Origin of the sequence: Micromonospora lutea (assembly GCF_016863535.1) — a bacterium.
GTDB lineage: Bacteria > Actinomycetota > Actinomycetes > Mycobacteriales > Micromonosporaceae > Micromonospora > Micromonospora lutea.
The window spans coordinates 214,946-229,010 of sequence record NZ_BOPB01000007.1 but is presented as its reverse complement, the minus strand read 5'-3'; the positions used below and the strand labels follow the sequence as shown (position 1 = coordinate 229,010).

Here is a 14,065-nt window from a genome sequence, read left to right as displayed (position 1 = left end):
GGGCTGTCACCTTCCGGTGGGCTGCCCCTGCTCATCCGGCCAGCCCGGGGGTGTGGCAGCGTGATCGGATGACCTTCCCACCCGTCGATGTCGATCTTGCCCTGGTTGGTGGGGGTGGCGCGGCGTCGCTGGTGCTGGCCGCATTGGACCGGCACCGGGTACGCGATGTGCGGATCGCCGTCGTCGACCCGGTGCACCGACGTGGGCAGGACCGCACCTGGGCGTTCTGGGACCAGCCGGGCAACGACCTGGACGACCTGCTCAGCGCCAGCTGGTCACGGGTCGAGGTGGTCACGCCGCACACGCATCGCGCTCTGGACCTGACGCCCCTGCGGTACGCGATGCTGCGCTCCGGGCCGATCTACCAGCGGGCCGCCGAGGCGGAGCGTCGCCTGGGTGCGGTCCGGATCGTCGCCGCCGCCGGACGTGTCGACGACGACGGCGAGCGGGTGCTGGTGCATGCCGTCGACGGTCGGTCGCTGCTGCGCGCCCGCTGGCTGCTGGACTCCCGTCCCCGGCCACCGCGTCGGCCGGGGCGTACCAACTGGTTGCAGCATTTCCGGGGGTGGTGGTTGGCGGCCGACCGGCCGGTCTTCGACCCGGCGCGGGCGGTCCTGATGGACTTCCGCACCCCGCAGCCGGCCCGGGGTGTCTCCTTCGGCTACGTGCTGCCGGTCGACAGCCGGTACGCGCTGGTCGAGTACACCGAGTTCTCACCCGACCTGCTGACCGGGGCGGCGTACGACGCGGCGCTGGCCGGATACCGGGACCTGCTCGGTCTTGACCCGGCCCGCCTCACCGTGACCGAGGTCGAGAACGGTGTCATTCCGATGACCGACGGCCCGTTCGTGGCCCGACCCTCACCACGGGTGGTGCGTCTCGGTACGGCCGGCGGTGCCACCCGTCCCTCGACCGGCTTCACCTTCTCGGCGATGTATCGTCAGGCCGAGCAGGTCGCGCGGGCGGTCGCCGCCGGCCGGCCGCCGGTGCCCACGCCCGCGTATCCCCGGCGACACAGATGGATGGACGCGGTCGCGTTGCGGGCGCTGGACGCCGGCCTGGTCGACGGTCCGGACTTCTTCGGCCGCCTCTTCGCCCGCAACCCTGCCGACCGGGTACTGCGCTTCCTCGACGGCCACACCACCGTCGCCGAGGACCTGGCGGTGATGCGCTCGACCCGGCTTCGACCGATGGTCACCGCCACTGTCGCCGATGCCGCGGCTCGGATCCGCGACCGGCTCGCGCCGTCACGCCGCCCCTCGTGGAGCGTGCCGCCGGCCGTCGTCGACACCGAGCTGCCGAGCGCCGACGCCTCAGGTCAGTGAGCCGGGACGTGAGCCGTCCCGGGCCTCCGGTGGTCGGCGGCTAGCGTCCGCAGCTGTGGCCCCTCCAGCCGGAGCACGTCGATCTCGTCGACGGTGCGAGCGTGCAGCCGTCGGTAGAAGCGCAACGCCGGATCGTTGGTACGCAGCACCCACCACTCCAGGCGGGCGCAGCCGCGCTCCACGGCCAACCTCGCCAGATGGGCCAGTAACGCCCGGCCGATACCGCCGCCGCGGTGCTCCGGCCGGACGTACAGGTCGTCGAGGTGGATGCCGGGCCGGCCGGCCACGGTGCTGTACGTGGCGTAGTAGAGCGCGAAGCCGACCGGCTCACCGGCGATGTCGGCCACCACCGCCTCGGCCACCGGCCGGTCACCGAACAGTGCAGCCGCCACGTCCGTCGGTTGCGCGGTCACCTCGCCCGGATACTGCTCGGCCTCGGTCAGCTCGACAATGAAACGGTGCAGCATGTCCGCGTCGCCCGGCTCCGCCGGTCGGATCAGCAGCTGGCTGTCAGTCACGACTCCACTCACTCCGTCGACCCTAACGGCCCGTCGGGCTTCCCGTGGGCCCGCCGACCGGTAGGGTTTGCCGCCATGGTGGAGGAGACGGCCGGCCGGATGGTGCGGATCTGGACCGACGGGGCGTGCAGCGGCAACCCGGGCCCAGGTGGCTGGGGTGCGGTGCTTCGTTACGGCTCCCACGAACGCGAGCTGTGCGGCGGAGAGGCGGGTGCGACCACCAACAACCGGATGGAACTGACCGCCGCCATCGAGGCACTGGAGAGCCTGACCCGCCCGGTCACCGTCGAGCTGCACACCGACAGCACGTACGTGCGCAACGGCATCACCAGCTGGTTGGCATCCTGGAAACGCAACGGCTGGCTGACCGCCGCGAAGCAGCCGGTCAAGAACGCCGACCTGTGGCAGCGGCTGGAGGCCGCCTGCGCCCGACACCAGATCACCTGGCTGTGGGTCAAGGGCCACAACGGGCACCCGGAGAACGAGCGGGCTGACGCGCTGGCCAACCAGGGCATGAACGAGGCCCGGACCGCTGCGGCGCCGACGGGTCGCTGACCGGCCGATCTGCGGACGTGAGCGGCAACTGGCCGGCCCGGTCAGCCAGGTCTGCCGCGTCGCCGCGCCGGCCTCGCTGGGGTGAGCGGCAGGTGTGACCAGTGGCCCGGGCGGCTGATCCGCTGCGGTAGCCGGGTCCGCGAGTCACCGCGCGCGGCATCGACCTGTGACCGGTGCAGGAAGAGCACTTCGGACAGGTCCGCGCCGCGCAGGTCCGCGCCGCGCAGATCCGCGCCGGTCAGGTCGGCCCGGGCGAGGTCCACGCCGCGCAGGTCGGCGCCGATCAACAAGGCGCCCCGCAGGTTCGCCCCGCGCAGGGTGGCGCGCCGCAGGTCGCGGCCGATCAGTGCGGCGCCACGCAGGTCGGCGCCGGCTCCGCCGTGGGCACGGGCCACATCGGCGGTACGCGACAGCAGCGCGTTGACCGTTGCCCGGTGCGCGTCGACATCGAGGGCGAGCAGCGTTTCCGGGCTCCCGCCGGCCAGCCGCTCGGTCTCGACGAGTGCGGCTTCCAACTCCGTACGCAGGTCGGTCGGTGGACGCAGCCGGAGCGCCTCGGTCAGATACCAGAGCAGTTCGTGCAGCGGTCGCATCACCGCGAAGACGTCGAACATCTGTTGGGCGCTGTGTGGCGCTGCGCGCCAGTCCCGCCCGCCGAAGGTGACCTGCGCGACCCGCTGACCGGCACCGAAACAGTCGAATACGGTGCAGCCGGAGAAGCCCCGTTCGCGTAGCTCGGTGTGGATGGCGCAACCGAAGTCCGCCCGCAGGTTGCGGCACGGCTGCCCAGCGGGCTTGTCGATCGCGAAGTCGGCCGACGCGGCGAACGCGGGGGCGACGCAGCACAGGCCGAAGCAGCGGGCACAGTCGGCCTGCAACTCGCCGACGCGGGCCGACCCGCTTCCCTCGAACATCCGATCCGTCCCTCCTCGCGGCGCCACAGGTATCGGTCGCCCCGCTCCTGAACCCAGCGTGACGGTACGCCGCTGCCCGGCACTCCGTGCAGTGGCCGGCTCAGCCGCCGCTACCGTCGCTCCTACCCGGCGTGACGGCGGTACGGGCCCAGCGCAGGAGAGCCGTGAAGGCCAGCACGGCGGTCACCGCGCCACCGGCGAGCCGCACCCGGTGTCCGGCGACGAACTCGTCGGCGACCTGGCGCAGGTACTGCGGTGTGTGGGTGCCGACCGGGTCGACGAACATGATCTCGTTGCGGGGCCAGAAGAAGACGACCGAGAACAGGAACTCGCACGCGACGAAGACCGCGGTCGCGGCAGCGACCCACCACCGCAGCCGGCGATCTCGCCAGGTGAGCACCGTGGCTGCGACGCCGAGCAGCACCACCGCGGCGCCCAGCGGCGGGAAGTAGTCACTCGGGCCGCTGACCGCCAGAAAGTCGCGGGCACGCTCCAGCGATGCCGGCGCGTCGTGGAAGATGTTCGGGTAGAGCATCACGGTCTCCGCCGCCACGCCCCCGAACGACATCATCGCCGCCCAGGTCAGCGCGACCAGGGCGATCCACATGAGCTTGCTGCGAGACACCGGTCCTCCTACCGGTTCGGCGCCCCTGCGGGCGCGGACGATTGCTGTGCCCGACGCTAGGCGGCTGCCGGTGCGGCGACTGCCGTCCGGCGACTCGGTTGGGGGTCGCCTTTCGACGTACGGCCTGGCCGTTCCGCACGTCCGTGAGCGACAGGCGGTGCAGCGCCGGCGGCCGGCGGTGGTGGTGGCGGGGAAGCGGGGCAGCGGCCTCCGGTGGAGGGTGTCGAGGGGCGCTGCCCGACGTCGCCTAGTGCGCGCCGAGGCGGGCGATCGGCTCGATCAGTTCCCGTTCCTCGTAGGCCAGGTGTGACAACAGCGTGTCGGTGAGCAGGTTCACTGCGGCCCGCAACTCGGCCATGCCGTCGGGGCTGGCCACGAAGGCGACAAGTGCGCGGTCGACACCCTCCAGCACGTCGTGGATGGCGTGGTGCTCCTCCTCGAGCCGGTCGATGACCGGCTTGAGCCGTGGGTCGGCCCGCCGCAGGTGGGGAAAGAGCGACCGGTCCTCGATCGTGTGGTGGGTGGTCACCACCCGGCAGTACGACTCGCAGTAGGTGCCCAACGTCCACTTGTTCTGCCGCATGGTCATCGTGTTGATGTGCGAGCGGGCCGTCCCCACGTCGATCAGACCGGCCGCGACCTGCTCGATCAAGTCGTGAATCTGGGCCAGTTCGGCGCGCAGCCCGTCGTGTACGTCGATCAGGTGCTGCGCGCCGGCCTGCTCGTGGGCCGTGTAGGCGCGCTCCGGGTCCGGGGTGGGCCCGGTGGGTCGGGCCGCCTCGTCCCACACCCGCACGTCGCTGCGACGGACGCCGTCGTCGGGAGTGGGCACCACGGCCAACGGGGCGGCGGCGACCCTGGCCGCGCCTCCGGCGGGCGCCGTGCTGCCGCGGGTGCCACCGGTCCTGCCGGAAGGTCCGGTCGCGGTACCGGTCTGGCCGGTGGCGGCGCTGGTCTGCCCGGTCGGGGTGGGGTCCTGGCTGGTCGCGGGGCTGGTCGACGGGGCGGCGCGCTCGGCGGCGACCAGTTCCCGGGTGGCCGGTGCCACCTCGGCGGCGAACCGCCGTAGGTCGTCCGGATCATCGCTGGCCAGGATGAACGTGCTGATCCCGGCGGTCAGGGCCAGGTCGGCGAGTTCCTCGGCCCACTGTTCGGCCGGACCGTGCAGCGGGCCGCGCCCAGTGGCCGCGAACCGCCCGTTGACGTTGAGCAGCCGGCGCACGTCGGCAGGGGACCGGCCGGCGTCTGCGGCGGCCTCGTCGATGATGGCGTTGCCCCGGGCCAGGTCGCCGGGTTGCAGGTAAGCCAGGGAGGGCAGCCAGCCGTCGGCGCGGCGTCCGGTCAACGACAGCATGCGCGGCTTGTAGGCGCCGAGCCAGATGCCCATGTCATGGGCGGGGGCCGGCCCGCGCTTGGCGCCGACCGCCCGGTGGAACTCGCCCTCGACCCGGACACCGCCCCGGGCCTCGACGTCCCATATCTGACGGATGATCTCGATCGCCTCCTCCAGGGCGCGTACCCCCTGCCCCGGGGTGAGGCGACGACCGCCCATCGCCTCGATCGCGTCCCAGAACGCGCCCGCGCCGAGGCCGAGTTCCATCCGACCGCCGCTGAGCAGGTCGAGGCTGGCCACGCTCCGGGCCAGTACGGCCGGCGGACGCAGCGGCAGGTTGGTGACATTGGCGGACAGCCGTACCCGTTCGGTGCGAGCGGCGACGAAGCTGAGCAGTGTCCAGGTGTCCAGGAATGCGGGCTGGTACGGGTGGTCCTGGAACGTCACCAGGTCGAGCCCGACCTGCTCGGAGAGCATGGCCAGGCCGACCGGCCGCAGCGGGTCGGCGTTGCCGGGAGTGAGAAACGACCCGAAGGTCAGTGGGTGCCCGTAGTCGCTCATCTCGGCTGTCCTTTCGGTCCTGCGGCGTGGACCGCCACATCAGAAATGTTATGCCCTGCAGAACATAATTGCTCTAGAAATTATGTGACGTAGGATATTGTGGGTCGATGAGCAGCGCCCAGGCCAGTGACCCGATCAACGACGATCTCGGCTGGATGCTCGGTGTCGTCTTCCGCACCTACGTCCGCGCCGCCGACCACGCCGTCGGTGACCTCCCCGGCGGGCCCCGCGGCTACCAGGTGCTCACCTCGGCCGACCGGGAACCCGCCCGCAACCAGGGCGCGATCGCCGAAGAACTCGGCATCGACCGCACCGTGTTGACGTACCTGATCGACGACCTGGAGCGGGACGGGCTGGTGGTCCGCCGACCCGATCCGGCGGACCGGCGCAGCCGCCTGGTCACCCTCACCGAGACCGGGCGGGATGTCGCGCGACACCGCCGGGAGGCCCTCGGCGCGGTCGAGTCACGCCTGCTGCGGCAGCTGTCGCCGGAGCAGGCCAGCGCCCTGCGGGACCTGCTGCGACGGGTGGCCTGCGCGGCTCAGGAGGTCGACCCGCTCACCGACCTGTGCCAGGCGGCCGAGGCAGCGGCGGAACGGCCGCCGACCCGGGCGCGTCGGACGGCGACGCCCGACGCGGACCTGACGTAGCGCGTCACCGAGCCCTGGCAGACCGATGACCGCACGCCTGGTTGGCGAACGCCGGCACCCCGGCGGCGTGTTCTCTGACGTAGCGTCCCGGGATGCGGATCACGAAGTACACACACTCCTGCGTCCGGCTCGAACACGACGGCGTCGTCCTCGTCATCGACCCGGGCACCTGGAGCGAGCCGCGCGCGCTGCTCGGCGCGGACGCGGTACTGGTCAGCCACGAGCACACCGACCACATCGACGTGCTCCGGTTGGCCGGCCTCGGCGTACCGGTCTTCGCGCCCGTGGGCGCCGCCCTGCCGGAACTGACCCCGCTGCCGGTGACCCGGGTCCGTCCGGGAGAGCGATTCGTCGCCGCCGGCCTTGACATCATCGCGGTCGGCGGGCGGCACGCCACCATCCACGGTGGACAGCCTGACTGTCCGAACCTCGGCTACGTCGTCGCCGACACGCTCTACCACCCGGGCGATTCGCTGGCCCTGCCCGACCGGCCGGTGCGGACCCTGCTGGTGCCGGCGCAGGCGTCCTGGCTGAAACTGACCGAGGCGATCGACTTCGCCCTCCAGGTCGGTGCCCCCGAGGTCCTTCCGATCCACGACGCGCAACTCAACGAGCGCGGCCTGGCCAGCGTCAACGGCTGGTTCGGCGAAACCGTTGCGGGCTACCGCTACCTCGCCCCCGGCGAGACGCGCTGACCCCGCTCCGGTTGATCGCCGCGTCTCGGAACGAGGCTCGTCGGGAGTCAGCACGGTGGGGTGGCGGTCGGGGTCACCCCCGGCGTGGCTCGGCAGAGCGTCCACCACGCAGGCGGGCGTCGGCGGCCTGCTGGCCGTCGTCGTCGCCGGCCACCTCGCAGGTCGCCACCGCGTCCGACCAGCACCTGCGGGCCTCCTCGTCGTCGCCGAGTGCCGCAGCCGCGTCGCCCAGGTGCAACAGCGTCCGACCCAGCCCGGCGTCCGGACGGCCACTGCGACGCAGCCGCCAGCTCTCGGCCAGCAGCTCGTACGCCTGACGGGCCTGTCCCGGTGCCACATTCAGCAGCGCCACGCCCGCGTTGAGCAGCGCCACCGCCCGGTGGACCGGGTCACCGAGCGACTCGTACTCGCGCAGCGCGGCCCGCCACGCCTGCGCCGCGTCGAGGTGTTCGCCCATCGCCGAGTGGACCAGCACCAGATTGGTCAACGCCGCCGCGTAGCCGCGTGCGTCGCCAAGCGACCGGAACGAGTTCGCCGCGCGCACCAGCAGCTCGTGTGCGCTTTCCATCTCGTACCGCGCCAGCCTCGCCGCCCCCAGCCCGAGGTCGCTGAGCGCCTGGCCGGCACGGTCGGAACTGGCCCGGTGCCGCCGCGACAGCTCAAGATGCTCCACCGCCTCGTCGGTGCGGCCGAGGTCGAGCAGGGCCAGCCCGAGATTCATCCGCGCCTGAGCGGTGCCACGGCGACCCTGCCCGGCCACCGCCAGACTGAGCGCGGCCACCGCACCGTACGGGTCGTGTCGGCGGCGACGCAGCACCCCCAGCTCGTTGTGGGCCCAGCCGGCGATCTCCGGCCGGTCCTGGGCGGTCGGGTTGGCCAGCACCGTGCGGCAGACGTCCTCCCACTCGTCGAGCCGCTCGGTGTGAGCGAGCCACCCGCACAGCGCCACGGCCAGCCGGAACCACCAGTTGCGGACCTGGCGTGGCAGCGTCTCCACCGCGCCGGCCGGCACCTTCACCACCGCCAGCAGCAACTCCTGGTGCAGGTCGAGCCAGCCGTACGGATCGTCGTCGGGGAGTCGGTGGTCGCGGTCGAGCGCGCCGGTCGCCAGGGCGGCCACCTGTTGCTCGGCACGGCGGGCCAGATGCCGGGTCAGCCGCGCCTGCACGGTGACCCGCCGGTGCACCGGCTCGACCTCCCGCAGGTGCATCCGGGCGTACCCGGCGAGCAGCGGACGAACCTCGTACCGGTCGCCGGGCGCGCCGACGACGAAGGCACCGTCGGCCAGTTCGTCCAGCAGCGCGGCGATCCGGTGCGGCCGACGTCCGGCCAGCGCGGCGATGGTCGCCCGATCCAGCGGCACCCGGCTCAGCGACAGCAGCCGCCACAGCCGGCGAGCTTCGCCACTGAGCGCGTGGTACGCGGTGTCACGGGCGGTGACCAGCCCTGTCACGGGTGATACGCCCACCCGTTGGTGGGGAGGCGTGTCGGCGGCGCGGCGCAGCGCGTGCAGCACGTCGGCGTACCGCCAGCCGTGCTGCGCGCTGCGTCGCCCCAACTCGGTGACCGTGCGCGGCTGTCGCCCGCAGAGCTCGACGATGGCCCGGACGGCCGGGTCGGAGCGTGGGTCGGGGCGGTGCGGGCGGGCCACGACGGTGGCCGCTCCGGCGTCGGCGAACATCTCCACCGCGTCGCCGACGTCCGGCTCTGCCAGCCAGTACGCCATCACGCCGTCGAGCGCGGCGAGCCGACCAGTGCCGGCCAGCAGCAACCGGCAGTCCCGGGCGGTGGGCGGCAGCAGCGCAACGACCTGTGCCGGTGAGTCCACGTTGTCGAGTACCAGGAGCACCTTGCGGCCGTCCAACTGGCCGCGCAGCTCATCGGCGGCGTCAACGAGGTCGTCCGGTCTGCCGGTACGCGGAGCGCTGGTGCCGACGATGCGGGCCAGTGCGGCCAGCACTTCCCGGGGCGTGCGGGCCCGACCACCCCGGCGCAGGTCGAGGTAGTAGTGCCCGTCGGGGAAGTCCCTGCGGCTCAGGTTCGCCGCCTGGATGGCGCACCAGGAGGTACCGACGGCCCGCCGGCCCACCACCGCCACCGCGTGCTCCGGGGCGAGCATGGCCACCACCGCCTCCGCCTGGCCCTGCCGGCCGGTGTACCCGGCCGGCCAGGGCAGCGTCGGTGCGTTGCTGCTCGCCGGGCTGGCGGCCTCCTCGTCCGCCGGCACCTGCTCGCGTTGCCGCCGCCGCCACTCCACCAGGAAGGAGGCGACCACGCCGATCGCCGCCAGGCCCAGGCTCGCCGAGCCGAGGACGGTCAGCGACAACTCGGAGAGCAGGTTGCCGGTGACGTTGCCGAGCACGGCACTGATCCCCGCGCCGACCACCCCGCCGGCGGCCAGCAGCACGCTCAGCAGCCGTGGCCGGCGCGGCGGAGACCCGCTCATCGCACACCACCGGCGACCAGACCGGCGACCACCTGCCGGCGGGCCAGCACGAACACCAGTACCGGCAGGATCGAGGCGAGCACGCAACCGGCGGCGAGCGTGCCGCTGCCGGCCACGAAGCCACGGGTCTGCCCGGCGAGGAACAAGCCGAGCGGGGCCGCGTCCGGGCCGCTGAACAGCAGTCCCACCACCAGGTCGTTCCACACCTGGACGAACTCCAGCACGGCCACCGCCACCAGCGCGGTGCGGTTGTGCCGGGCCAGCCGGCGCAGCGTGCCCCACCAGTGTCGGCCGCCGAGGCGGGCAGCACGGATCTGCTCGGCGGTCAGATCGGCGAAGGAGTTGCGCAGCACCAGCACGGCGAACGGGACGCCCAGGGCGATGTGCACCAGGGCCACCCCCCGAGCCGTACCGGAGGAGAGCGTCAACCCGAGCACCTCGTTGAGCGGACCGGCGATCACCTGCACCGGAACCACCACCGCGGCCATCAGCACCAGCCCGGTGACCTGCGCGGCCGGCCCGGTCAGCCAGGCCAGCGGGTACGCGGCGAGCAGCGCGACGCCCAGCACCGCGGCGGTGACGACGGTGGCGAGCACCAACGTGAACCCGAGGCTGCGCCACAGCTCCGTGCCGGAGAGCACCGCCCGGTAGGAGTCCAGACCCGGCGGGCTCGACCACCAACCTCCGGTCGCCGCCCGGACCGGACTCTGCAACGAGGTGGCCGCCAACACCCCCAGCGGCAGCAGCCAGGCGATCGCCGCTCCGGCGGCGAGCAGCCGGACCAGTCGCCGTGGTGGGGGCGAGGTCACGGCGGCACCGGCCGGCTGCTGCGGTGGTGGCCACGCCTGCCGGACGAACAGGGCCACCACCAGCATGCCGGCGGTCACCGCGACCAGCCAGACGACCCCGAGGGCGGCGCCCTCACCGGTGGTCGTCGCACCGGAGGTCTGCCAGATCCGCAGCGAGAGCACCGCGGCCTCGTCCCGTACCGAACCGGGTGTCATCACCAGGATCAGGTCGAAGGTGCGGCTGGTGCCGACCGCGACCAGGGCGAAGACGACCGCGACGGTACGCAGCAGCAGCGGTCGCCACTGCGCGTCCCACAACACGTCGCGGCGGTTGCCGCCGAAGGCGCGCACCGCGTCGACGAGCCCGGACGGCACCGCGTCGAGGGCGGCCCGGAACACCAGCATCGCCAGCCCGACCCAGGCCCACACGAACGCGGACATCACCGCGACGGTGACCAGGCCCGGCCCGAGCAGTTGCGGCAGCTGCTCCGGGTCGCGCCCGGTCACCCGGACCAGCAGCAGGGTGGCCAGCCCGCGCTGCGGATCGGGGTCGTAGAGCAGCCGGAAGGTCACGCCGGTGACCACCAGTGGCAGCGCGGTCGGCACCACCAGAATGAGCCGGACCAGCCAGCCCTCCTGGGAACGCCGGGAGGCGGCGGCGAGCAGGTAACCCAGGACGGTGACCACCGCCGGTACCAGCAGCGCCCACAGCAGGGTCCGTCCGATCACCGCGGCGCTGCCGGGGGCGGAGAGCGCGGCCCGGTAGTGTTCGTCACCGACCCAGCGGCCGTCGGTGGTGACGCTGGCGTGCATCGTACGCAGCACCGGCCAGGCCAGCAGACCGCCGAGCAGCAGCACCGCCGGGGTCAGCAGCGCCCAGCCGACGCCGGCGGCCGGGTAGGCCCGACCGCGCCGGGGCGGTCCGACGTCGTCGAGTACCGCCAGTTCGCCCAGCAGCGGTCCCCGGCTCACCGGCCGCCCCTTGCCGCCTCGGCCGCCGCGGCGAGCTGCCCGGTGGCCCGGCGGATCGCATCCCGGGCCGGCATGCCGTCGGTGACGTTCATGAAGAAGTCCTGCATGATCCGCCAGATCCCCACCCCGTCGGTGCCGGTGAAGGTGCCGGGTAGTTGGTCGGAGAGGTCGAACTGCACGGTGTCGGCGGCGCGCAGCTCGCCGGCGAGCCGTCGCCGCAACGGGTCGCGGTAGCTGTCCACCGGTACGGCCAGGTTGGGGGAGAGGTAGCCGCCGGCGTCCAGCCAGGGCAGGAAAGCCGTCGCGTCGCTGAGCCAGCGCACCAGTTCCGCCCCGCCCGTGGCGCCGGCGAACGCCACCGCCGCGTCGCCACCGACGATCAGCGGTCGATCGACCATCCGGGCGCCGGGAAACCGGAACGTGGCCAGCGGCTCGGTACCCTGGCTGAACTGGGCGGCGACCGCGTCGACGAAGTCGGCTCCGAACACCATGGTCGCCGCACGGTGATGCACCACCTGAATGATCGACTCTGCGAACTGGGTGAGCAGGGCCCGCCGCCCGCCGCCCGGGAAGGCACCGTCCACACTCCACAACTCGGCCAGCCGGTCCAGCGCGTACGCCACGCGCTGGTCCTCCCAGCTGGCCTCACCACAAGCCAGCGCCCCGTACAGCTCCACGCCGGCGACGTCGGCGAGCACGTTCTCGAACCAGTCGGTGAGCACCCAGCCGTCCGCCGCGCCGATCGCCAGCGGGGCCGGGCCCGCGCCGACCCGGTGCCGTGCGCCGAGACGGCGGGTCAACGCCACCAAGGCGTCCCAGGTTCTCGGCGGTTCGGCGTCCAGCATCGACGGGAAGTGCCAGAACAGCGACTTGTGTGCCGCTTTGATCCATACGCCGTAGCGCCGGCGGTTCACGCTGAGCAGGTCGGTCATGCCGGGTGGGGCGGTGTAGCTGGCGGCCGGGGTCAATTCGCTGAGCCAACCCCGTCGGGCGTACGCGACCACCAGACCCGGGCGGGGCAGGATCGCCACGTCGGGACTGGTGCCGGCGGCACGACGTGCGGTCAGGAAGGCGTCGATGTCGTTGCCCACCCCGACCACCTGCACCGTCGTCGGGTAGTTGGCGACCACTTTCCGGAACCGGATCAGCTCGTCGTTGGCCCAGACGACCGCCACCTGCAGCGAGCGGCGGCCCCGCCCGCACCCTCCGACGCCGGCCACGGCGGCGGTGCTCGCCGCGGCGGCCCGCAGCAGGGCCCGGCGGCGAAGTCCGAGCCCGGTCATGGCCGCACCGCCGGCTGGACCGGACCGGGTGGCGCTTCGTCGGCGAGTGGCACCCGATGGGTCACGTCGGCCAACACCTCCTCGTGGGCCGAGCAGAGCAGCACCGTCACACCCGGGGCGTCCGGTGGGGACGTACGGTCGAGCAGGTCCGGTAGGCGCGCCCCGTCGACCGGGGCCGGCAGGTCGATCACGAGCACTTCGGGCAGGCAGGCCATGGCCCGGGCGAGTGCGACCCGGAAGCGTTGCGCCTCGGACAGCAGGTGCGGGCGCAGACCCAGGGTCGGAGCGAGTTCGAGTCGGTCGACCAGCACGGCCGCCCAGCCTTCGGCGACGTCGCGTACCCACTGGCGACGGCGTTGACCGTAGGAGATGTTGCGACCGGCGGTGAGGTGGGGCAGCAGGGCACCGCCGGCCGGCACGTATCCGATGCGGCGGCGCAACGGCGGCAGGTCGGTGACGTCTCGGCCGCCGACCAGGATGCGGCCGGTGACCGGCGCGGCCAGCCCGGCCATCACCCGGGCCACGGCGGTGGCCGGTGCCGCCCCGGCGACCAGGGCGACCGTCGCGCCGACGGCCACGTCCAGGTTGAGCGGTGACAGGTCCGGCACGGCAACGAGGTCGAGCGTGCGTAACGTGGCCATCACCTCCGGCGACCCTCGTCGTCATCCCAGCGTGTCACAGGGCAACCACGTTCGGTGCCCCACCCGCGGTCCATCGTGGCTCCGGGGCTACCGTTACCGTGCCAGTCATGGCAGCTTCGACCCCCTTCGCCGCCGGCCGGGACGCCGACGTCTACGCCCTCGACGCCGGTCTGGTGCTGCGTCGCTACCGGGACGGCACCGACGTCACCGTCGAGGCCCGGTTCATGTCCCACCTGCACACCGCCGGCTTCCCGGTGCCCCGGGTGCACCGGGCCGAGGGAGCGGACCTCGTCATGCAGCGGGTGGCCGGGCCGACGATGCTCCAGGCGCTGGTGGCCGGCACGATCGAGGCGGTGGCGGCGGCCGATCTCCTCGCCGGGTTGCACCGTCGGCTGCACGCCGTCACGCCGCTGCCCGGCGCCGCCGACGGCGAGCGGATCCTGCACCTGGACCTGCACCCGGACAACGTCCTCCTCGGCCCGAGCGGCGCGGTGCTGGTCGACTGGCGCAACGTCCAGCACGGCCGGCCCGGACTGGACGTGGCGATGACCGCCCTGATCCTCGCCCAGGTCGCGGTCGACCCGGACCAACCGATGGCGGCGGCCGCCGACGAGATGCAGCGCGCCTACCGGTACGCGCTGCGTGACCACGCCGTCCCGCTGGTCGTCGAGGCCGTGGCCCTCCGACGTGCCAACCCCACCCAGACGCCGACCGAGCTGGCGCTGCTGGACTCGGCGGCGGCCCTGCTCACCTCGTGAG

Annotated in this window: 13 protein-coding genes; 5 read left to right on the top strand and 8 right to left on the bottom strand. The window is 73.1% G+C overall.

Going from position 1 to position 14,065, the window contains the following annotated elements; translation table 11 throughout:
• Positions 1-68 precede the first annotated feature (68 nt).
• Entirely contained in the window at positions 69-1,325 is a 1,257-nt protein-coding gene (locus tag Vlu01_RS07860; protein ID WP_203996030.1) for a lycopene cyclase family protein, read from the top strand.
• Here Vlu01_RS07860 and Vlu01_RS07855 read toward each other — a convergent pair.
• Positions 1,319-1,843 (bottom strand): GNAT family N-acetyltransferase, encoded by a 525-nt coding sequence (locus Vlu01_RS07855; RefSeq protein ID WP_239095767.1) that lies wholly within the window; start codon positions 1,841-1,843, stop codon positions 1,319-1,321. The two genes, Vlu01_RS07860 and Vlu01_RS07855, sit on opposite strands and share 7 nt — an antisense overlap.
• Before the next feature lie 75 nt (positions 1,844-1,918).
• Between Vlu01_RS07855 and rnhA the strand changes: the two genes are divergently transcribed.
• Positions 1,919-2,398 (top strand): ribonuclease HI, encoded by a 480-nt coding sequence (gene rnhA, locus Vlu01_RS07850; RefSeq protein ID WP_203995974.1) that lies wholly within the window; start codon positions 1,919-1,921, stop codon positions 2,396-2,398.
• A 41-nt stretch (positions 2,399-2,439) separates the two neighbouring features.
• On the opposite strand, the gene Vlu01_RS07845 is transcribed toward rnhA, so the two are convergent.
• From Vlu01_RS07845 to Vlu01_RS07835, 3 genes are all read right to left on the bottom strand, one after another.
• The gene (locus tag Vlu01_RS07845; protein ID WP_203995966.1) at positions 2,440-3,312 is read right to left on the bottom strand and encodes a pentapeptide repeat-containing protein; all 873 of its coding nucleotides are present in this window, start codon (positions 3,310-3,312) and stop codon (positions 2,440-2,442) included.
• Positions 3,313-3,412: 100 nt separating this feature from the next.
• Complete coding sequence (locus tag Vlu01_RS07840; protein ID WP_203995961.1) at positions 3,413-3,937, bottom strand: DUF1772 domain-containing protein; 525 nt, start codon at positions 3,935-3,937, stop codon at positions 3,413-3,415.
• Between the two features lie 247 nt (positions 3,938-4,184).
• Positions 4,185-5,831 (bottom strand): LLM class flavin-dependent oxidoreductase, encoded by a 1,647-nt coding sequence (locus Vlu01_RS07835; protein WP_203995959.1) that lies wholly within the window; start codon positions 5,829-5,831, stop codon positions 4,185-4,187.
• Positions 5,832-5,938: 107 nt separating this feature from the next.
• Here Vlu01_RS07835 and Vlu01_RS07830 point away from each other — a divergent pair, with 107 nt between their 5' ends.
• Both Vlu01_RS07830 and Vlu01_RS07825 read left to right on the top strand, forming a co-directional pair.
• Positions 5,939-6,481, top strand: coding sequence for a MarR family winged helix-turn-helix transcriptional regulator (locus Vlu01_RS07830; RefSeq protein ID WP_203995957.1), 543 nt, complete (start codon positions 5,939-5,941; stop codon positions 6,479-6,481).
• 92 nt (positions 6,482-6,573) lie between these two features.
• Positions 6,574-7,176, top strand: a complete 603-nt coding sequence (locus Vlu01_RS07825) for an MBL fold metallo-hydrolase (RefSeq protein WP_203995955.1) — start codon at positions 6,574-6,576, stop codon at positions 7,174-7,176.
• Between the two features lie 73 nt (positions 7,177-7,249).
• Here Vlu01_RS07825 and Vlu01_RS07820 read toward each other — a convergent pair whose 3' ends face one another.
• Genes Vlu01_RS07820 through Vlu01_RS07805 form a run of 4 tightly spaced genes read right to left on the bottom strand, consistent with a single transcriptional unit; the run spans position 7,250 to position 13,306 of the window.
• Positions 7,250-9,622 carry a tetratricopeptide repeat protein gene (locus tag Vlu01_RS07820; RefSeq protein WP_203995953.1) on the bottom strand — a complete coding sequence of 791 codons (2,373 nt, stop codon included), beginning with the start codon at positions 9,620-9,622 and terminating at the stop codon, positions 7,250-7,252.
• Positions 9,619-11,382: an ABC transporter permease gene (locus Vlu01_RS07815; protein ID WP_203995951.1), complete on the bottom strand. Its 1,764-nt coding sequence runs from the start codon at positions 11,380-11,382 to the stop codon at positions 9,619-9,621. The genes Vlu01_RS07820 and Vlu01_RS07815 overlap by 4 nt, the downstream gene beginning before the upstream one ends.
• Positions 11,379-12,665 (bottom strand): extracellular solute-binding protein, encoded by a 1,287-nt coding sequence (locus Vlu01_RS07810; protein WP_203995949.1) that lies wholly within the window; start codon positions 12,663-12,665, stop codon positions 11,379-11,381. Before Vlu01_RS07810 ends, Vlu01_RS07815 begins: the two co-directional genes overlap by 4 nt.
• Positions 12,662-13,306 carry an ATP-binding cassette domain-containing protein gene (locus Vlu01_RS07805; protein WP_203995942.1) on the bottom strand — a complete coding sequence of 215 codons (645 nt, stop codon included), beginning with the start codon at positions 13,304-13,306 and terminating at the stop codon, positions 12,662-12,664. Before Vlu01_RS07805 ends, Vlu01_RS07810 begins: the two co-directional genes overlap by 4 nt.
• Positions 13,307-13,413: 107 nt before the next feature.
• Between Vlu01_RS07805 and Vlu01_RS07800 the strand changes: the two genes are divergently transcribed.
• Complete coding sequence (locus tag Vlu01_RS07800; protein ID WP_203995938.1) at positions 13,414-14,064, top strand: phosphotransferase; 651 nt, start codon at positions 13,414-13,416, stop codon at positions 14,062-14,064.
• Position 14,065: the final 1 nt, after the last annotated feature.